General features: G+C 53.9%; 18 protein-coding genes and 1 pseudogene. 7 read left to right on the forward strand and 12 right to left on the reverse strand.

Going from position 1 to position 18,980, the window contains the following annotated elements:
- Nucleotides 1-53: 53 nt before the first annotated feature.
- Nucleotides 54-1,571 carry a dGTPase gene (dgt, locus tag ACX9GU_RS22610; RefSeq protein ID WP_211136165.1) on the reverse strand — a complete coding sequence of 506 codons (1,518 nt, stop codon included), beginning with the start codon at nt 1,569-1,571 and terminating at the stop codon, nt 54-56.
- A 138-nt stretch (nt 1,572-1,709) separates the two neighbouring features.
- Between dgt and mtnN the strand changes: the two genes are divergently transcribed.
- The 4 genes from mtnN to ACX9GU_RS22630 all read left to right on the forward strand — a co-directional run bounded on the left by mtnN (nt 1,710) and on the right by ACX9GU_RS22630 (nt 4,290).
- Entirely contained in the window at nt 1,710-2,411 is a 702-nt protein-coding gene (gene mtnN, locus ACX9GU_RS22615; protein ID WP_473192997.1) for a 5'-methylthioadenosine/S-adenosylhomocysteine nucleosidase, read from the forward strand.
- Nucleotides 2,412-2,457: 46 nt separating this feature from the next.
- On the forward strand, nt 2,458-3,219 hold the full coding sequence (gene btuF / locus ACX9GU_RS22620; RefSeq protein WP_473195233.1) for a vitamin B12 ABC transporter substrate-binding protein BtuF: 762 nt from the start codon (nt 2,458-2,460) through the stop codon (nt 3,217-3,219).
- Complete coding sequence (locus tag ACX9GU_RS22625; protein WP_024483478.1) at nt 3,216-3,830, forward strand: TRIC cation channel family protein; 615 nt, start codon at nt 3,216-3,218, stop codon at nt 3,828-3,830. The genes btuF and ACX9GU_RS22625 overlap by 4 nt, the downstream gene beginning before the upstream one ends.
- Before the next feature lie 223 nt (nt 3,831-4,053).
- Nucleotides 4,054-4,290, forward strand: coding sequence for a hypothetical protein (locus ACX9GU_RS22630; RefSeq protein ID WP_473192998.1), 237 nt, complete (start codon nt 4,054-4,056; stop codon nt 4,288-4,290).
- A gap of 54 nt (nt 4,291-4,344) precedes the next feature.
- Here ACX9GU_RS22630 and erpA read toward each other — a convergent pair whose 3' ends face one another.
- Together erpA and clcA are read right to left on the reverse strand one after the other, a co-directional pair.
- Complete coding sequence (gene erpA, locus ACX9GU_RS22635) at nt 4,345-4,689, reverse strand: iron-sulfur cluster insertion protein ErpA (RefSeq protein ID WP_021179368.1); 345 nt, start codon at nt 4,687-4,689, stop codon at nt 4,345-4,347.
- Nucleotides 4,690-4,778: 89 nt separating this feature from the next.
- Nucleotides 4,779-6,206 carry a H(+)/Cl(-) exchange transporter ClcA gene (gene clcA / locus ACX9GU_RS22640; protein ID WP_473192999.1) on the reverse strand — a complete coding sequence of 476 codons (1,428 nt, stop codon included), beginning with the start codon at nt 6,204-6,206 and terminating at the stop codon, nt 4,779-4,781.
- A 177-nt stretch (nt 6,207-6,383) separates the two neighbouring features.
- Between clcA and hemL the strand changes: the two genes are divergently transcribed.
- Nucleotides 6,384-7,673 (forward strand): glutamate-1-semialdehyde 2,1-aminomutase, encoded by a 1,290-nt coding sequence (hemL, locus tag ACX9GU_RS22645; protein WP_473193000.1) that lies wholly within the window; start codon nt 6,384-6,386, stop codon nt 7,671-7,673.
- Between the two features lie 37 nt (nt 7,674-7,710).
- Here the strand turns inward: hemL and ampE are convergent, their stop codons facing one another.
- Nucleotides 7,711-8,565 (reverse strand): beta-lactamase regulator AmpE, encoded by an 855-nt coding sequence (ampE, locus tag ACX9GU_RS22650; RefSeq protein WP_473193001.1) that lies wholly within the window; start codon nt 8,563-8,565, stop codon nt 7,711-7,713.
- Nucleotides 8,566-8,934: 369 nt separating this feature from the next.
- On the opposite strand from ampE, the pseudogene ACX9GU_RS22655 reads away from it, so the two are divergent.
- Nucleotides 8,935-9,557 (forward strand): annotated as a pseudogene (locus tag ACX9GU_RS22655) (IS1 family transposase).
- Between the two features lie 265 nt (nt 9,558-9,822).
- On the opposite strand, the gene ACX9GU_RS22660 reads toward ACX9GU_RS22655, so the two are convergent.
- Nucleotides 9,823-10,182, reverse strand: a complete 360-nt coding sequence (locus ACX9GU_RS22660) for a hypothetical protein (protein ID WP_473193002.1) — start codon at nt 10,180-10,182, stop codon at nt 9,823-9,825.
- Nucleotides 10,183-10,753: 571 nt separating this feature from the next.
- On the opposite strand from ACX9GU_RS22660, the gene nadC reads away from it, so the two are divergent.
- A complete protein-coding gene (gene nadC / locus ACX9GU_RS22665; RefSeq protein WP_473193003.1) occupies nt 10,754-11,644 on the forward strand; it encodes a carboxylating nicotinate-nucleotide diphosphorylase in 891 nt (296 codons plus the stop codon).
- Nucleotides 11,645-11,753: 109 nt separating this feature from the next.
- Here the strand turns inward: nadC and ACX9GU_RS22670 are convergent, their stop codons facing one another.
- From ACX9GU_RS22670 to ACX9GU_RS22700, 7 genes are all read right to left on the reverse strand, one after another.
- On the reverse strand, nt 11,754-12,413 hold the full coding sequence (locus ACX9GU_RS22670) for a LuxR C-terminal-related transcriptional regulator (protein ID WP_473193004.1): 660 nt from the start codon (nt 12,411-12,413) through the stop codon (nt 11,754-11,756).
- A 20-nt stretch (nt 12,414-12,433) separates the two neighbouring features.
- Complete coding sequence (locus tag ACX9GU_RS22675) at nt 12,434-13,135, reverse strand: helix-turn-helix transcriptional regulator (RefSeq protein ID WP_473193005.1); 702 nt, start codon at nt 13,133-13,135, stop codon at nt 12,434-12,436.
- A gap of 9 nt (nt 13,136-13,144) precedes the next feature.
- Entirely contained in the window at nt 13,145-13,837 is a 693-nt protein-coding gene (locus ACX9GU_RS22680; protein ID WP_080660661.1) for a LuxR C-terminal-related transcriptional regulator, read from the reverse strand.
- A gap of 174 nt (nt 13,838-14,011) precedes the next feature.
- Nucleotides 14,012-14,539 (reverse strand): fimbrial protein, encoded by a 528-nt coding sequence (locus tag ACX9GU_RS22685; RefSeq protein WP_473193006.1) that lies wholly within the window; start codon nt 14,537-14,539, stop codon nt 14,012-14,014.
- Between the two features lie 72 nt (nt 14,540-14,611).
- On the reverse strand, nt 14,612-15,643 hold the full coding sequence (locus ACX9GU_RS22690) for a fimbrial protein (RefSeq protein WP_473193007.1): 1,032 nt from the start codon (nt 15,641-15,643) through the stop codon (nt 14,612-14,614).
- A gap of 6 nt (nt 15,644-15,649) precedes the next feature.
- Nucleotides 15,650-18,217, reverse strand: a complete 2,568-nt coding sequence (locus tag ACX9GU_RS22695) for a fimbria/pilus outer membrane usher protein (RefSeq protein WP_473193008.1) — start codon at nt 18,215-18,217, stop codon at nt 15,650-15,652.
- A gap of 83 nt (nt 18,218-18,300) precedes the next feature.
- A complete protein-coding gene (locus tag ACX9GU_RS22700; protein WP_071682199.1) occupies nt 18,301-18,978 on the reverse strand; it encodes a fimbrial biogenesis chaperone in 678 nt (225 codons plus the stop codon).
- Nucleotides 18,979-18,980 lie beyond the last annotated feature (2 nt).

Raw genomic sequence — 18,980 nt, forward strand, 5'->3', positions numbered from 1 at the left:
TGTTCCAGCCTGAGAGTGATCTCGCTAAAATAAGCGAGAATTATCTCATAAATTTATTCTGCCGCCATTAAACGACGATATTCATCATAGGCATAAAGGTCGGTCATGCCGCTGATATAATCCTGTAACAACCGCGCCCGGAAATAATATTCCCTAATAGCCTGCTGCTCGGCAGAAAGATGCTGCAAACCTTCCACCGCCTCGACATAGGCCAGGCGATGTTTGGTCGAGAGCTTGTGAAACAGCCGCGTTTCAATCGGAAACGCCCGGTGGCTGTCTTCCCGCACCAACTGGCTGAAATCGGCCAGCGACATGGCCAGTAGCGGGCTATAAATGTCCAGCAGGCCGTTGATCACCCGGTAACCCTGGAGTTCCAACTGCTCCACTTCCGGGTGGTTGAACACGTGTTTGAACGCAACGTTCTTGAAGATAGCGAGCAGGCGGCAAGCCGGGCTGGCATCCTCCAACAAGGCTCCGTTGAAGTGGCCGTGATACACCGCGTCCAGGTTATCGATAAACCGCTGGGCCGCATGGGGAACCAATTTGGCAACGGTAAATACCCGCAGGTACATAAAGAACTGATCTTCTGAACTGCGGCGCGCCCCGCTACGCTCAATTTTGCGAAACGCACTGGCCACGGTCTTATCAAACAGATCCCCTGGAGCAATCTCGCCCCATTCCTGGGTTAAATGCTGATACAACTGCTCCACGGTAAAGATGTTCTTTTCTACCGCGTCTTCCAGATCGGCCACGCAATAAGAAATATCATCGGCGGCTTCCATAATATAGGTGAGAGGGAAACGATCGAACTCTCCCATATGTAATTCGCGCCGCAAGCGATCGACAAAGGCTTCTTCCGCCAGATAAAACCCCGGCTTCTTCATCAGATAGCTGTGGCTGGCGGGAATATCGCTCGCCCAATAGGCCGGACGGGTATATTTCAGGATGCAGCCTACCTGCGCATAGGTCAGGTTCAACTTCAGCAATGTGTAAACCAGGCGGATCGCCTGAGCATTGCCCTCAAAATGGCTGAGATCGTGGCGAATACGGCTGCGCAGCCGGTTAAGGTCGCTCTCCCCTTCATGCAGGCGTAACACCTCTACCTGGCAACGATCGTGGCTACCCGGCTCACTGCCACAGCTGGCGGGATCGAGCCGCTGGCGGAACCAGTCGTTGATGGCTGATTCGCCAAAATGGCCAAACGGCGGATTGCCGATGTCGTGCATCAGGCAGGCCATTTCGACAATGCTCTCGAAAGGATCGAGCAGCTTGCTCAGGCCGAGCGCATCAATACGCTTTTCCTGTTTGAAGCGGTTGAGGATCTCTTTGGCAATATGCCGCCCCACCTGCTGCACTTCCATCGAGTGGGTCAGACGGCTGCGTACCGCCGCGTTACGCTCCAGCGGAAACACCTGCGTTTTCTGCTGCAAACGACGTATCGCCGCAGAATTGACGATGCGACCGCGATCGCTCTCGAACTGGCGAATGATGTCGTACTCTTCTTCGGCTTCAATTGGCTTGCTAAAAGGCCGCTGAAAGCTGATCTTCTGCTTAAAGTCGATCCCGGACATCTGTTTCTCCTCCCGTTGCGCATTCCCTCCGTGATAACAATTCCCGGCGGCGGATGCAACGGTATTGCGGATTATCTCTCTCACAGAGCCATGATAGACTATGGCGCAATTTCCATACCCTATCAGCGAGTATTATTTATGAAAGTAGGCATCATCGGCGCAATGGAAGAAGAAGTTACCCTGCTGCGCGAGCAAATTGCGAACCGCCAGACCCTGAAACGTGCGGGTTGTGAGATCTATACCGGCCAAATCAACGGCGTGGAAGTCGCCCTGCTCAAATCGGGCATCGGCAAAGTGGCAGCGGCTCTGGGTACCACCCTGCTGCTGGAACAGTGCCAACCCGATGTGGTGATCAATACCGGTTCCGCCGGTGGCCTGGCCGCTACGCTGAACGTGGGCGATATCGTCGTGTCTGAAGAAGTGCGCTACCACGACGCCGACGTGACCGCCTTTGGCTACGAACCGGGCCAGATGGCCGGTTGCCCGCCAGCTTTCGTTGCCGATCCTGCGTTGATCGAGTTAGCGGAAAACTGCATCAAACAGCTTAACCTGAACGCAGTACGCGGCCTGATTTGCAGCGGTGACGCCTTTATTAACGGTGCCGAGCCTCTGGCCCGCATCCGCAACACCTTCCCAACCGTTGCCGCTGTTGAGATGGAAGCCGCCGCCGTTGGCCACGTTTGCCATCAGTTCGGCACACCATTCGTGGTGGTACGGGCGATTTCCGACGTTGCCGATAGCGAATCCCATATGAGCTTCGACGAGTTCCTGGCGGTGGCTGCCAAGCAGTCCTCGCTGATGGTTAACGCCATGCTGCAAACCCTGGCCAAGCGCGGTTAATGTGAAGCTGCGTCTGTGCGCCCTGCTGAGCTGGCTGATCCTGGGGATGCTGCTGCCTGCCAGCGCTGCCCAACGGGTGATCAGCCTGGCACCGAGCACTACGGAGCTTGCCTACGCGGCCGGTATGGGGGATACCCTGCTGGCCGTAAGCGCTTACTCCGATTACCCCCCTGCCGCCAAGCAGCTGGAACAGGTCGCCTCCTGGCAAGGGATCAACCTGGAACGGATCCTGGCGTTGAAACCCGATCTGGTTCTCGCCTGGCGTGGCGGTAACCCCCAACGGGTATTGGATCAGCTCGCCTCCTTCGGCATTCCGATTTTTTATGCAGATGCCAAGAATATTGACGAGATCGCCCAGTCCCTGGATGCGTTGGCGCAGTACAGCCCTCATCCGGAACAGGCACATCAGGCCGCAGCCAGCCTCCGCCAACAGGTAGAGGAGCTGAAAACGCGCTATGCCAGCAATTCGCCAAGGCCAGTGCTGTTACAGTTTGGCACCCAACCGCTGTTCACCAGTTCGGCGGCCACGTTGCAAAGCCAGGTGCTGGCCTTGTGCGGCGCAGAGAATATCTTTGCCGATAGCCCCGTGCCTTGGCCGCAGGTAAGCCGTGAGCAGGTGCTGGTGCGTAAACCACAGGCCATCGTCATAAGCGGGAATGCCCAGCAGATCGCCAATGTGAAAGCCTTCTGGGGCCCACAGCTGGACGTGCCGGTGATTGCCCTTGAGGAAGATTGGTTTAACCGTGCCGGGCCACGCATCATGCTGGCGGCACAATCACTATGCGGTCAATTGGCGGAGATCCATTGATGGTATTTTGGCTGGATATTCTTGGTACGGCGGTGTTTGCCATTTCCGGCGTGTTGCTGGCGGGCAAATTACGGATGGATCCCTTTGGCGTATTGGTACTGGGGGTAGTGACCGCGGTCGGCGGTGGGACGATCCGTGATATGGCGCTCGCCAACGGCCCGGTATTCTGGGTAAAGGATCCCACCGATCTGGTGGTGGCGATGATCACCTGTGTGCTGACCTTGCTGCTGGTGCGCCAGCCGCGTCGGTTACCGAAATGGATCCTGCCAGTGCTGGATGCCATTGGGCTGGCGGTGTTCGTGGGGATCGGTGTCAATAAGGCGTTCGCCGCTGGCAGTGGACCGCTGGTGGCGGTCTGCATGGGAGTGATCACCGGCGTTGGCGGCGGGATTATCCGCGACGTGCTGGCCCGCGAGATCCCGATGATCCTGCGAACCGAAGTCTACGCCACCGCCTGCATCGTCGGTGGCACGGTGCACGTCACGGCGTTCTACACTTTTGGCATGCCGTTGCAGCATGCCATGATGCTGGGGATGATTATCACGCTAGGCATCCGCCTGGCCGCCATTCGTTGGCATCTGAAACTACCGGCCTTTATCCTCGAACAGTAATTCTCGCCTCCGCCAGCTTCGGCGGAGGCTTTCCCGTCAAACAGTATATTCGACTACTATATAAGCAATGTGCTATTATTTTGCGCTAATAAAATGCGCTTGAATAATGTAATCATCTAGTTAACTCTTCGTTAAAAATTATCCCGCGCCGTTAAGTTCCGTTAACTTTTGCCGATAGGTCCTATTGCTGTGGCCTGCGGATAGGTATTTTTTGAGTTTAAGCATGAAGAAAATTCTTTTGATCGCCAGCACACTGTTGTTGAGCAGCAGCGTGCTGGCCGAGCACACCAGCGGCAAGATTGGTATCAGTCTGACGATTGTGCCCACCTGCAGCGTAACCACAACCGGCAACACGCCACAGGTGGAATGCGGCAATGGCACAGTCTTGCAGCCGAAGATGAGCCACAGCAAACGGGTAGTAGACGATCGGGAAAGCGAACTGATCACCGTGGAATGGTAGGCACAAAAAAACCCGCGCACCGTGCAGGCTGGCGGGTTTTTTAACGACGACGGATCAGATACTGAATGAAGAACCGCAGCCACAGGTGGTTTTGGCATTCGGGTTCGTCACGATAAAGCGTGAACCTTCCAACCCTTCGGTGTAATCCACCGCACCACCCACCAGATATTGCAGGCTCATCGGATCAACCACCAGCGCAACGCCCTGTTTCTCGATGGTCATATCGCCGTCGTTGATCTTGTCATCAAACGTGAAGCCGTACTGGAATCCACTGCAGCCGCCACCGGTAATGTAAACCCGCAACTTCAGGTTTGGATTCTCTTCGTCAGCAATCAGGAATTTCACCTTGCTTGCTGCTGCCTCGGTAAATTGCAGGGGCAGTGCTGTTTCATCACTCATACTCGTTACTCCCAACAGTGTTTCACATCAGGCGACGACGACGGTAACCTGATTAATGGTGCTGATTATCTAATACCTGAGTGTTGCGTTCAAGTATTCACCGCATTTGTGGTATTTTCTTTACCTGTTTTCTCGGCCAATTCCTGCTGCTGCCTTTGTAAGGTGCGGGCTAAAATGGCGGAATACAATGGCTTACCGCCCATAAACTGCGCCACCAGGGTCGCGCCGAGGCAGGTGATAATCATCGGTAAAATCAGCTGATAGTTATCGGTCATTTCCAATACCAGCACAATACCGGTTAAGGGGGCACGCACGGTAGCGGCAAACAGTGCCCCCATGCCCGCAATAGCAAAGGTGCCAACCTCAAGACCATACTCTGGGAACAGGTGAGCGCCAAAAAGGCCAAAAGCGGTGCCTAGCAGCGTCCCCAGGGCGAGCATCGGTGCAAAAATACCGCCCGGTGCGCCTGAACCGAAACAGAGCACCGTGGTGATCACGCGGGCGATAAAGATAAACAGCAGCATGCCGACGCTGTAGTTGCCCGCCGCCGCGATCGGGATCAAGGCCGAACCGCCACCCACAGTTGCTGACTCGACCAGCCCAAGCACGCCACAAGCGCCCCCTAGCAGGGCACCAATCAGCAGGAACTTGCTCATCTTGCCACCATGGAAACGGGCAAACATATCCTGCGTACGAAACACCATTGCGTTAAACATCACCCCCACCGCGCCAAACACCGTCCCTAGCACCAGGTACAACCACAGCGTATTGAGCGGTGCCGAAGCGAGTTTGCCCACTTCGATCAGCGGGCTGTCACCATTAAATATACGAAAGACAATGCTCGACATAACCACGCCGATAAACACTGCCTTGACGGAAATCAGGTTGTAACGAAACTGCGGGCGCATCTCTTCAATCACAAACAGGATCCCCGCCAGAGGGGCGTTGAATGCGGCGGAGAGACCAGCAGCGGCACCGGTGGCCAGCATGGAATGGCGCGCTTCCGCACTGCGCATACGGAAAATATCCAGCACCATTCGCCCGGCATTGGCCCCCATCTGTACCGTCGGCCCTTCGCGCCCCAGCACCATACCAGCGCCGAGCGTCCCCATACCGCCGATAAATTTCACCGGGATGACCCGCCACCAGCGCACCGGGCGTAACTCTTCCAGCGCCCCTTCGATCTCTGGGATCCCTGAGCCACCCGCCTCTGGCGCAAAACGTTTGACCAGATAAAAGCCAAAAGCGGCCAGCACGGCAGACAAAATAAACGCCAGCGGCCACACCAGGATCCAGGAGTTGGCGACAGAGGCCAGGCCCGACAGCCGCTGCTGTTGCACCCACTCCACCGCTTTATCAAAAGCGACGCCCAACAATCCCGCCAACGTCCCTACCACCGCCGCCATGATCAGGATGGCAACCGGCGTTTTATCCTGGCGAATAAACTGACGGACTCTTTCATTGCGAGTCAGGCGCACACCCGAGGTCGCAGGAGGCTGTTGCTGTAATTCAGTCATAGTGGGTTCATTATTGAAGTGAAAAATCAGACTAATAGCGATGTAAACTATTCTAGCTCAGTCGTTGTCTTACCGCCCCCTCAAAATAGGTATCGGTCTATGATCGTTTCATAACTCCGTACTCTCCACTAGAATAGCGCGGTCAAAACATTCAACAGAAAACCCAGGAGCCGGTTTATGAGCTTACACAGTAAGTCCGAAAGTCTGTACGCCCAGGCGCAACAGCTGATCCCAGGCGGAGTCAACTCCCCAGTGCGTGCATTCACCGGTGTAGGCGGTACCCCGCTGTTTATCGAACGTGCCGACGGAGCCTATCTGTTTGATGCCGATGGTAAAGCCTATATCGATTACGTCGGTTCCTGGGGCCCGATGGTGCTGGGCCATAACCATCCGGCGATCCGCAATGCGGTGATCGAGGCGGCACAGCGCGGCCTGAGCTTCGGCGCACCTACCGAGATGGAAGTGAAAATGGCCGAGTTGGTGACCAATCTGGTCCCAACTATGGATATGGTACGTATGGTGAACTCCGGTACCGAAGCCACCATGAGCGCCATTCGTCTGGCGCGGGGTTACACCAACCGCGACAAGATCATCAAGTTTGAAGGCTGCTACCACGGCCACGCCGACTGCCTGCTGGTGAAAGCCGGTTCCGGCGCACTGACGCTGGGCCAGCCGAACTCACCGGGCGTGCCGGCAGACTTCGCCAAGCACACGCTGACCTGTACCTATAACGATCTCGACTCCGTGCGTACCGCATTCGAGCAGTACCCTTCAGAGATCGCCTGCATCATCGTTGAGCCGGTCGCGGGCAACATGAACTGTATTCCACCGCTGCCAGACTTCCTGCCGGGCCTGCGCGCCCTGTGTGACAAGTATGGCGCGCTGTTGATCATTGACGAAGTGATGACCGGTTTCCGCGTCGCGCTGGCCGGTGCTCAGTCTTATTACGATGTGGTGCCAGACCTGACCTGCCTGGGCAAAATTATTGGTGGCGGTATGCCGGTGGGAGCCTTCGGTGGCCGCCGTGAAGTGATGGCCGCTCTGGCACCTACCGGGCCGGTATATCAGGCTGGCACGCTGTCTGGCAACCCGATTGCCATGGCCGCCGGTTTCGCCTGTCTGACCGAGGTTTCGCAGGTTGGCATTCACCAGACCTTGACCGAACTGACCAACAAGCTGGCAGAAGGCCTATTGGCGGCGGCCAAGGCAAAGAACATACCGTTTGTCGTCAACCATGTAGGCGGCATGTTCGGGCTGTTCTTTACCGATGCGCCAACGGTCACCTGCTATCAGGACGTGATGGGTTGCGATGTCGAACGCTTCAAGCGCTTCTTCCATCTAATGTTGGATGAGGGGGTTTATCTGGCCCCGTCGGCGTTCGAGGCTGGCTTTATGTCTGTCGCACACAGCGACGAAGATATTCAGCGCACCGTCGATGCCGCGCGCCGCTGCTTCGCCAAGCTGTAATCTTCTGGCGGGCGCCATTCTGCGCCCGCCGTTACCTTCAGAGCAAGGTACCGTAAATCGTCAATATCGCCACGACGACCACCACAATCAGGGTCACTTTACGCGCTAACGTTACCGCGGCACGCGGCGTCTGAACCGGGTCCATATGCGGTTCACGGGCCAGAGAGAACTGCGCCAAACGCGTCAACACCTGGTACTGCGGAGTATGACGATCCCCCAGCGAAGCAAACCACGCAGGCAGCGCCCTTTCACCATGCCCAATCAGCGCATACGCCACCCCAGCCAGACGAACCGGGACCCAGTCCAACACATGCAGCAGGAAATCGATACCCGTTTGCGAGCGTTGCAGCGGTGAATGATGCCGTGCAAGCCAGGTTTGGTAGGCCCGTAGAAAAGCATAGCCTGCCAGAGCGAGCGGCCCATATGGCCCGCACACCGCAAACCAGAACAGCGGTGCCAGATAGTAGCGATAGTTAATCCACAACAGGGCATTTTGCAGTTCACGCAAGCGCTCTGCCTCGCTGCACTGCACCGGTAAACCGTGGATCAGCGCCAGCTCTTCCGCCATCTGATCGCTGGCGTGGGTATCGCCCTGCCGCGCGGCCTGCAAATAGGCCCGATAATGTTTGCGTGTGATCCCGGCCCCAACGCACAGCAGACCAATCACAATCCACAACAGTAGCGCCACAACGCCGAAGAACAGGCCCTGGGCCAGCCACAGAATGCCCCAGACGATAAACATCCAGACCAGGGTCATCGCCAACGTTTGTGCCAAAGAAAACCGATGCAGCCGCTGAAACACCACTTCTAAACGATGATCCAACTGCCAATGCTCACCCAGTTTAAACAGGCGTTCCCACGCCAAAACCAGTAACAGCGTAAACAGCGTCATTAGCTAATCCTCTCCTTCTGTCTGTTCCCCAGCATAATGCTTGCGGTGGTACGAGTTCCAGCAGCAGAGTAGCATGTTTCCGAGAAGTGAATTTAATGCATTGATAATAAATGGATTTGTTACCTGCGCTGCCACATCAAGCACGGTACCCGGCAGTCGCGGCCTGTGGATGCCAGTCAGTACAAAAAATTATCTTAACGTACACTCTTTTTCGTTTCTCAAAGCTAGCCCTAAAATAACGCGGTGAATGGCCTATATCCAGTATCTTATTAATACTGAATATAGGCCTGATTGCCTCATGATGAAAACGTTGGTTATGCCTCTAATTAGTTGAATATGATGTATAATGTGGGAATTTAAGGTTCTTTCATGGCTAGCGTTAATGTTCATTGTCCACGTTGTCAGTCTGCTCAGGTTTACCGCTATGGTCAGAACCCTAAAGTCCATGACAGATTTCGCTGCCGTAACTGCCACCGCGTGTTTCTGCTCACATACACTTATAAAACCCGTAAGCCGGGCGTTAAAGAGCAAATCACCGAAATGGCATTTAACGGTGCTGGCATTCGCGACACAGCCAGAACGTTGAAAATTGGCATTAACACCGTCATACGCACTTTAAAAAACTCGCGCCGAAGCGAAAAACGTCTTCACCTGTCGCCCATGCTGATGTGGCGCTTATCTGCGAACTCGATGAACAATGGAGTTTCGTAGGTAGTAAAGCGCGACAGCACTGGCTCTGGTATGCCTATAACACTAAAACAGGCGGTGTACTGGCCTCCACTTTTGGTCCACGAACCGATGCAACTTGCCGGGAAGTGCCGAAGGATAAGCATTTGACGGGTAAAATCTTTACCCAGCGCATTGAGCGCAATAACCTGACGCTGAGAACCAGAATCAAAAGGTTGGCCCGCAGAACCATTTGCTTTTCACGTTCTGTAGAACTTCATGAAAAGGTTATCGGAGCTTTTATCGAAAAATACATATTCTACTAACTGGAAACATTACCAAATATCCTATGCTAAGCCATTTTGTTTCCGGCGAAGAACCCCCATTAACAAAGCCGCATCTAGGCAATGATGCCGAGGATTTTTAATAGAATGAAAGTAGCGTGCTTGTTGCATGCTACTTTCAGGTAAATGACCTATATCCAGATATCTTGACGGTGATAAATATAGGCATGTTATTTCAATAATTAAACAGGCTAAGTGTTATAAAATACACTTTCCATTATTAAACTCCAATAATACCAAAAAATCATCAAGGAGCCAGACCTTCCTCCCAAGTTGTTGCGCCCACTTGAATCATTGAACGTTCACAATCATATACCTCGAAAGGATCTTTAATGTTATAGAATGGCTCGTAGTATCGGGCTGTTCGAGATGAGTCATTAGCGTCGGTAGGGTAACGAGGTGCCGCCCTACTTGTATAATAGTATTTTCCATCAGACAGATCTTTAAACAACAACGTATAGATAGGCGATAATACCAAATACTCTTGGTCATTAGGCTGACTTTGGACTACCCAACCGCTAGCCAGACGAACATAATTATTATCAACCACATCACCTTCCTCAGCTTTATAGAGTTGATGAATAATTTTTGCTTGAATTTGTTTCATACTACATCCTTTTAATACACACGAAGTGTAGATTATTAATTATTAAAAATTTATTGTTGAGCTTTAAACTCACCAAACAATTGTCTGGATAAACAGTATCCCAAATAGCAAAAGGTATAGCTATTCAACACTGTTGTACTAGAGTTGAAACAACGTGGGGATATGCGTACATTTTCTCAAAAGGTGTCATCTAAAAGGAAATATTTAAGTAATAACATATTGTTGAGTATATTTTTGAACATATCACGCCTGCGGCGTGAGCGGCGCTGCTACGGTTGGGTTTCAGACCCCGCTTACAGTTGTTCCTTCCTATTAACACCCCCTCACTCTCCCTGCACATGCAATGCACCACACTGCGTAGGGGCGCTGCATGCCGCGCCCGTGTTAAGGTCAGATGTGGGAGTAAAATTGTGGCACATGCAGTCCCCGCTCACTAAAGCAGAAGGTAAGGGTGAAGGGGATTACAGCATCACTAACCTATTGATATTATGTAGAACTAGCGGCTGGCGCGAGGATATAAAACAGAGTAGCATGTGCACTCACCGCTTATAGCCCATTTCCGGAGTTTGCCATGCCGACCCGTCGCTACAGTGCCGACAGCCGCCGTACCGCGCTTCTCGAACGTATTGCCAATGATGTCCCTGCCACCGTCGCCCAGGCGCTGAACGAAGATCTGGGGGGCACCGTGGATGCCGAGCGCGATATCACCGCACAGCTGCTACCCGCAGATAAGCAGGCCAATGCCACGGTGATCACCCGTGAACCCGGCGTTTTCTGTGGCCGCCGCTGGTTGGAAGAGGTGTTTATCCAACTGGGTGGACAGGTGAAGATCGAGTGGTTGGTGGAAGATGGCGATAAACTGGTACCCAACCAGCCGCTATGCCGCCTGAGCGGCCCAGCGCGTATACTGCTGACGGGCGAACGTACCGCGCTGAACTTTGTGCAAACGCTGTCCGGCGTAGCCACGGCGGTAAGCCGCTATGTTGCGTTGCTGCAAGGCACACAAACCCGGCTGCTGGACACCCGCAAGACACTGCCTGGCCTACGCACCGCGCTGAAATATGCCGTGCTGTGCGGCGGTGGCAGCAATCACCGTCTCGGCCTCTCGGATGCTTTCCTGATCAAGGAAAACCACATCATTGCTTCTGGCTCGATCAAAAACGCGGTAGAGAAAGCCTTCTGGCTGCACGCCGACGTGCCGGTAGAGGTGGAAGTAGAATCGCTGGATGAGCTGCAACAGGCGCTGGATGCCGGTGCCGATATTGTGATGCTGGATAATTTCAGCGTCGAGATGATGCGTGATGCCGTTGCCCTGGCCCAGGGACGCACGCAGTTGGAAGTTTCCGGCAACGTCACCGATCAAACCCTACGCGAGTTTGCCGAAACCGGAGTGGATTATATCTCTGTCGGGGCGCTGACCAAACACGTTACCGCGCTCGATCTGTCAATGCGTTTTAACTGAGCCTGTTATTGGCAACGCCTCTTTCTGGGGCGTTGTTCCTTATGTTAGAGCCACTCACACAACATCTCCCTATCTACCAATGCGGATTTCAGCGAACATGTTGATAAATTCAGCAATAATACCAAAGGCTTGGGGTCAGCTCCCCGATCATCTGGACTCCGTCATGGGACAGCCAACTGTCGGTAAAGACGCTTTGTACGGCGATCAGTTGGGCATAGTGGCGGATCCCCAGCTTGTGCATGGCTATGCCCTTCTGTGTGGAGATGGTTTTGATACTGCGCCTCGTCAGCGCGGCAATTTCGGCGGGAGTCATCCCCTGTATCAGGTACTCGACCACCTGCCGCTCCCCAATAGACAACGTTTCCTCATCACACCCCGGTAAAGTGCAGCCAGCCCGGCTATCCTCTCCCAACAGAATCTGACGTAACTGCGTATGCCACAAGACTAACGGTTGTCCCAGATCCACGATATGTCTCACGCCCAGACGGCGCAACCGAGTCACCAGATAAGGAATGGGGTCATCCAGAATAACCATCGGCGCGACGCCGGGAAAAGAGATACGCATCTGCTGAATAAAGCGCAAGGCTAACAATAAGTCTGCCTGTTGCCCAACATGCAATGACATAACCAGCACATCCACCGGCTGTTCATCCAGATACCATTGTGCTTCAGCGGCTTTCTGGCAGTGCCAGACCCGCGATAGCGAGTGGGTGTTGAGCAACGCCCAGATCCCAGCCTGAAAGAAACGGCACGGTGAAACGACTGCCACCCGGTACCGCTTCTGGCTAATCATGTCGCGACATACCAGGGGGAATTCGGCGTGTTGTAGGGCGTGTCGGTGACCTGACTGCGTAAATGCTGGAACAGTTCCGCATCATTGCGAACCCCCAACTTGCGCATGCTATTGCACTTATGCGCGCTGATGGTTTTAACGCTGCGATGCAGTAAATCAGCCACGTCAGAAACACTCATTCCCTGCTGCAAGTACTCCAGTACCTTATGCTCCGCCTGCGTCAACACCACCAAGCTGTCCTGCACTTGTGCAGGAGTGGCACTGTGCAGCAGGTACATTGCCATACTGGGGCTACAAACCTTGGCACCGGTCAACGCCTGTGCCATATCACGGCGAGTCTGCTCCTGCGACTCCTGGCGGGCGAGCAGGCTGATGTGCGGCCGGAGATTCAAACGCGTCAACAACGCAATGTCCCGGCAATAGGTGCACACCACGATACGCAGCGCGGGCGCACGTTCAGAGAGCATCAGCAACTGTTGCGTGTCGCAGGCAATCTCCTGCGGCGAGCCACTGAGCACCACCGCCAACAGGTCAATTTGTGGCGGCGCCCATTGCGCCAGCAATTGCTCAAGCGAAGAGACCATCACCACCAGGTGCATGGGGGGATCAAGGTTCTGAATAAAATGTGCCATCCCTGCCTGAAGCAAGGGTATAGGGGCAACAACGGCCAGTTTGACAACCGATAAAGGCGTATTCATGAGCGACTCCTAGATCAGTAATCCATTACGCGCCAGATAATCTCCACGAGTATAGAGATCGCTATCACTATGGAAGCCGAGCTTAATCATGGCACGGCGTTTATGGGTGCTGATGGTGCGCACATCCCGAGCTAGCACCCGCGCCGTGTCGGTCACGGTTCTGCCAGCAAACAGGCACTCCAGTACGTCCATCTCACGTCCGGTTAGCGATAATGACGGCGCGCCATTGCCAATCAGGTTCACCGCTGACGGGCTAAGACTGGACAACCCCGCCATCGCGCAGAGGACGCCTTGTGTCAGTGATGACAGGGGATCCTGTTTAAGGTAGATACCGCTGACCCTCAACGTTCTCAACTGTGCAAGCAGGTGCGGTTCCTGCAAAGAGGTGGCGACGATAAGCGGCACCCGTGCCCAGTACTGGCGTAAATGGCTAATCATTCGCAGCCCCTCCAATACCGACTCACCTTCGCCACACAGTTCGGTGATCACCACATCCACCTTGCCCTGCTGCATCGCCACTGGCAGATCGCACACCTTTTCTACGTGCACACAATCCATGACCTGAAACTGTGGTGGCTGGAATGCAGAGCAGATCCCGGCACGCGTTATCGGGCAAGCGTCCATGAGCAATACCCGGTCGATGCGGCATGCCGTCTGCATTTTCGGTAGGGGTGTGTTGTTCCATACGGTTGATGTCATCATGATAATAGTTCCGTTATTAATGACTCAGCTTGTCCTGATAGGTGCTGGCACCCAAAATAGACTTGGGTGCCGATGTTAAAGCTTGCTACGCCAATACACACAGCGGCCAGGGAAACCAACGCCGGCCGTCAAAACTTGACCGTGTTTTACCCTCGCGCGAACTGACCTTGCTCATCAGTTATAGGTAAAATCGACTGACATTACCGCAGCGATATTACCCGGCGTAACCGCCCCTTTGGCATAAGCACTGGCTCTCAAGGCAAATGTTGCCGAGGTTCCTACCACCGTCATATCCATGGTAGATCCTGGGTTTTGCAGGGCATTCGGAGCCACATCCTGTTTAACTTCTACCGCCACGTTATCTGCCATCCCCGTACCGCTGGTCGTCGCGTAGCGCCCGCCAGCCGCAGCGTCCGCCGTGCCGCTAAATGATGCGGTAACTTTGCTGGTTGTCGTCGGACAGTCCTTCACTACCAGCTTGAATGGCACCGCCGTGGAGGTGTTTCCTGCCGTCGCCAGGTCCTTCGCCTGAATATTGGTACCCAGATTGACATTCAAGTCTGAGTTGGTGGTATCTACCGTGCAGGGCGAAGCCACTACGACACCGGTAATATTGACTTGAGTTGGAGCTGCCACAACCTGATGAACACCGGCCCCCAAAACCAATAAGGCCAGCAGCGTACGTTGAGTTTGTTTTTTCATGATGTTTCCTTACTGTTCCCGTCTATATTCCAGGCAGGGAATTCCTGCCTGATTTCCTTGAGTTAAAAAAACCTAGTTAATTTCGGCATTAATGGTGGCCACGGCATTAAACCGTCCCAGCGCCGGGGTATTACCCGTCACGTTCATTGGTGCCAGCGTCATAGAACTGGTACCAGTTTGTGCAGAATAGTCGAAGGTGACGGGCAGATTTCCATTGACCGGCGACACGATATTATTGTTTGCGTCGCGTACCCGGACCCCGATATCAGTATTATCGTAGGACTTCAATGCGGTTGGATCTCCACTCGCGGGCTCTCCACTAAAGGATAAGCTGACGACAACACCGTTAGAAATATTGTTACAGGCCAGCGTCATATTAACGACTTTGGGGGTAAACCCATTGGCAATGTCACCCTTGGTTTTGATGTCATTTGACATGATATTATCGAAATTGACATTAATGACCTGCCCGGCATTAATTTCACAAGATTGTGGTACCGTTACCGATCCGCTCATATAGACAGACGACATCGGCATCCCGCCATAGGATCCAGTGACTTTTGTACCATAAAGGTCCAGGATCTTAGTGTTTGGGATGACGACCTGCCCCACAAATGGCCGGGTAAAGTATAAAGATACATAGCCATTAGCACCGGATATCCAGTTGGTAACACCCGAACAGGCACTGGGAAATTCATTGTCCTCGTTAGAGAATGGGGTGGGAATCCATTTCTTCTTGTTCCCTCCAACATATAATTCAGTTGCCACTTCCAGATATTGATTTATTGAATAAAAATGTAATCCATCAAAGTCCCGCGTAGCTGTCAGATTGCCCGGTACCACTGCCTTATAGAAGGTGTTGGCCGAGGCGGTACAATCACAGTTGGCAGCGTAATTCGCCGCTAAATTCCACTGGTAGGTTCGATTAAAATACATGCCAGCCTTGTTGTCCGCTGGATTGTCGTACTGTTTGACAAAGGGGAAGTTATATATCTTCGTGCCGGCAACCGTGGTACACCACCCGGTTGCAGCAAAGCTTGATACGGAAAACAGGCACAGCAGGCCGCCCAATGTTAATTTAACTAACCTGATTAACTTCATCATCGTTCCTTACCGGCACTGCGCATTCAGCATCTGAATGCCAGCACTTTCCGTTGTCTGTTTTGTCAGTGAGTAACTCACCTGACACTGTTGGTCTGAACCGCTGCCCCACTTCACATTCAGGCTGCCGCTGTCTGCCATCCCGGTCAGATAAACCTGGCCACCGTCCCCGACGATAAAGCCCTGTGCTGTTTTCTGTGCCGGATCGCTCACCGTGGCACCGAACGGTACCGGTGCGCCGCCCTGGCGTAACAGAGTCATCAGTATTCGCTGGCCCACGTTGGCCTGGAAGTTGGCTCGAACTACAGCACCACGGGTTGGCACCACGTTCTGAGAGGTCAACTCCACCTCAACGTCATCCGCCAAAGTCTCGGTATTCAACTGCACCTGATTCTTGCGATAAGGGCTGACGTACGGCACGATGGCATAACCACGCCAGTCGGTTTTAACCCCGGTCTGGTTGTTAACCCCCGTGCCACCGGCTCCTGGTGCTTTCACCAGCGCAATGGTTTCCCCCAACGGCTGGCCGAAGGTCACCCCGTCCTGATGCGCTATAATGCCGCCCTGCAGGCCGTAGTTGAGTCGTTGACTGTTGCGATCGTAGGCATAGCCCGCCAACACTTCCCCATAGGTACCGCGATAGTCGGCATTCAGGTTGCCGCCGTTGCCGATGCCCTTGTTGCCATAGCTTTGCTGTACGCCCCAACTCAGGTTGTTGTCCGCTAACGCCGTGCCGTTCAGGCCGACGGCGTTGTTAGTGGAACCCTTCTGGCTGGTGTTCAGGTTGTAGCTGGCATAAGTCCTGCTCAACCAACGATCCAGCGGCATGCTGACGTTAAGCGCAAAGATCTGATCGCGGTCATAAATGGCGCCACTGCTGTTGCCACTGGCCGTCGAGTTTTCGTTATAGCTGTAGCTCAACCCGTAGCTGATACCGTTCCAGCTGTTGTTATAGCCGACGCCAATCGAGCGTAAGGTACGATCGCTGTTCCAATAATCTTCGCTGACCCAGTTTAATGACAGGGTTCCCGCCGCATCTCCCAGGTTCTGGCTGATGGTCAACTCGCTGCGGTTGCGCTTGCGGTCGGTGAGCCGGTAACTACTACCGTCACGGTAGGTGTCCAATACTTCCTGCAAACTGTAGTAGCCCGCAGTTGAGTAACGGTATCCGGCAATCGAGAAGTTGGTACCCGTCTGTACCAGGTTCTTGCTGTAACGAACTCGCCATGATTGGCCATCGGTTTTAGGTTGGTCTTGCATCGTAGACCATGCCTGGGTCACGTCTGCCGATATGGCACCGATGTCACCCATGTTCTTGCCCAGCCCCAAGGCCACAGACTGGTACTTGCTGGCAAACTGGCCACCGCCGTAGGCGGTAAAGCCATTGGGTAAACCATAAATCGCTGTACCCTGGCTAAACAGGGTCTTGTCTATGCTGTTGTCATAAGAACGGTACTGCCCGCTGGTGAGCGAGTACTTCAAACGACCTTGACGCTGCAGCACGGGCAGCGAGGCAAACGGCACCACCATCTGCTGTTGGCTACCGTCGGCTTCCTTAATGGTCACCAGCAGGTCACCGCTGCCCCCGGTAGGGAACATATCGTTGATTTCAAACGCACCTGGCGCCACGTAGGTCTGGTAAATCACGTAACCGTTCTGGCGGATAGTCACCTGCGCATTGGTTCGTGCAATACCCCGTACCATTGGCGCATAGCCCTTCAGGCTGTCCGGTATCATTTCGTCGTCCGAGGCCAACTGCCCACCACGGAACGGTACGCTGTCGAACACGTCCGAAGGCGAACTGCTATCCCCCAGCGTCATCTGACTTTTCAGCGCGATAATGTCACGCTGGGCATAGGTATAGATGGTGTCCCATTTATCCTGGCCGTCACTGCTTCGGCTCCAGGTCGTGTAGTTACGCAACCGCCACGCCCCGAGGTTGACACCTGGCCGCAGGTTGACGAACTGGCTGTTGCTGTCTTGGTTATTACCATTACGTGCATAAGTGTTGGCTCCGCTCATGCTGTAGTTGAGCAGCAATGCAGGGATACCTTGATCCCATTGGCTTTCAGGAACATAACCACGTGCTTTCTGTGAGAGGGCTGCCTGAGGAATACTGATCAGTAATTGCTGTTCGCTGAAGCGGAACTTGGCGCTGGCCTGGGGAATGGCACTGATGTTGGCGCATTGTGACTTGGCATCACCGAGCCCTGGGAATAAATCGGTTTTCACCCCCAAGACATTAAGTTGCTCTACGCTCAGACAAGGTTGCAGATGCTCTTTGCCATCAGCCCCTTTTTGCATACTGAACGTCACATCCCGTGTGTCCTGCTGTTCGTTATTAAGATAGATATCAACGCGATAGGTGCCTGGCGCCTGACCTATGCCTTCTTCAAAAACCGTTAAATCTGTCGCGCCCTGGTTTGGGTTATCCATTTGCAGCAGTGCAGGGTTAAAATAGTCACGCGCCTGTACGCTAAAGGATAGGGTTCCCATCAATGCCAACTGGGTAGCGATCAAATACGCCAACCGACTGACGCGCGGCGAGTGCCCGGCCTGGCTTTTATAATTATTCATCCGTTTGACTCCATTGCCTACAGGGTGAAACTCCCCCTGTGTCCTGTGCCCCACGGCCTGTGGGGATCCCTGCTCTCTGAAGGCTATAACGACGCGAGTTGCTCTTTGCTTACCGCCCCGTAATCATTGATAATTTTCCAACTGAGCGGGCCGCCGCTCACTCCGGTTGGTAGTGCAAAGCTTGCCGTACTCATCGGAGCCACATAGGTCACATCACTCAATTTCTTGCCTGCAACCTTCACCTCATAGAAGTTCATATAAAACGGCGTCGGGTTGTTCACCTGCAGGTTATTACCACTGCGTTGCCAGGTCAGTTTCTCTGTGACTTGCTCCGGCGTGCCTTTGATGCCCTCCGGGCGGTAAATCAGCTTGATGCGCGTCTTCACTGCAATTTGCAGCGTATTGCGGACTTCAGCTTTGCTGGCTGCGGGGATGGACTTGATGTTCATCCAATACAACGATTCTTTATCGGAGGGCAGATTGCCCCCGGCACGCACCACGCGCAGGACGTTTTTCTGGTCGCCATCCAGGCGGAACAGTGGCGGAGTCACCACAAAGGGGGCTTTCTCAGCGCCACCTGCGGTGGTCTCTACCCAGGTCTGGATGAGGTACGGCCCCTTGTCCGGGTTACTGACGCTCAGTGAAGACTCCTTTTTACCGCCTTCATAAATCAGGCGCGTACCGCCCACAACCACACCGGCCTGAGCAGCACAGCTCATCATCAGCAAGCTCGTCAGCACTGTGGCAGGAATAAATTTCATAC

This window comes from Serratia sp. K1WW1 (assembly GCF_055790865.1).

Coding starts and splice junctions, on each gene's coding strand:
- dgt (WP_211136165.1), bottom strand. CDS start 1,571: ATGTCCGGGATCGACTTTAAGCAGAAGATCAGCTTTCAGCGGCCTTTT.
- erpA (WP_021179368.1), bottom strand. CDS start 4,689: ATGAGTGATGAAACAGCACTGCCCCTGCAATTTACCGAGGCAGCAGCA.
- clcA (WP_473192999.1), bottom strand. CDS start 6,206: ATGACTGAATTACAGCAACAGCCTCCTGCGACCTCGGGTGTGCGCCTG.
- ACX9GU_RS22630 (WP_473192998.1), top strand. CDS start 4,054: ATGAAGAAAATTCTTTTGATCGCCAGCACACTGTTGTTGAGCAGCAGC.
- ACX9GU_RS22700 (WP_071682199.1), bottom strand. CDS start 18,978: ATGAAATTTATTCCTGCCACAGTGCTGACGAGCTTGCTGATGATGAGC.
- ACX9GU_RS22675 (WP_473193005.1), bottom strand. CDS start 13,135: ATGAATACGCCTTTATCGGTTGTCAAACTGGCCGTTGTTGCCCCTATA.
- ACX9GU_RS22660 (WP_473193002.1), bottom strand. CDS start 10,182: ATGAAACAAATTCAAGCAAAAATTATTCATCAACTCTATAAAGCTGAG.
- ACX9GU_RS22685 (WP_473193006.1), bottom strand. CDS start 14,539: ATGAAAAAACAAACTCAACGTACGCTGCTGGCCTTATTGGTTTTGGGG.
- nadC (WP_473193003.1), top strand. CDS start 10,754: ATGCCGACCCGTCGCTACAGTGCCGACAGCCGCCGTACCGCGCTTCTC.
- ACX9GU_RS22690 (WP_473193007.1), bottom strand. CDS start 15,643: ATGATGAAGTTAATCAGGTTAGTTAAATTAACATTGGGCGGCCTGCTG.
- ACX9GU_RS22695 (WP_473193008.1), bottom strand. CDS start 18,217: ATGAATAATTATAAAAGCCAGGCCGGGCACTCGCCGCGCGTCAGTCGG.
- btuF (WP_473195233.1), top strand. CDS start 2,458: ATGCTGCTGCCTGCCAGCGCTGCCCAACGGGTGATCAGCCTGGCACCG.
- hemL (WP_473193000.1), top strand. CDS start 6,384: ATGAGCTTACACAGTAAGTCCGAAAGTCTGTACGCCCAGGCGCAACAG.
- mtnN (WP_473192997.1), top strand. CDS start 1,710: ATGAAAGTAGGCATCATCGGCGCAATGGAAGAAGAAGTTACCCTGCTG.
- ampE (WP_473193001.1), bottom strand. CDS start 8,565: ATGACGCTGTTTACGCTGTTACTGGTTTTGGCGTGGGAACGCCTGTTT.
- ACX9GU_RS22680 (WP_080660661.1), bottom strand. CDS start 13,837: ATGATGACATCAACCGTATGGAACAACACACCCCTACCGAAAATGCAG.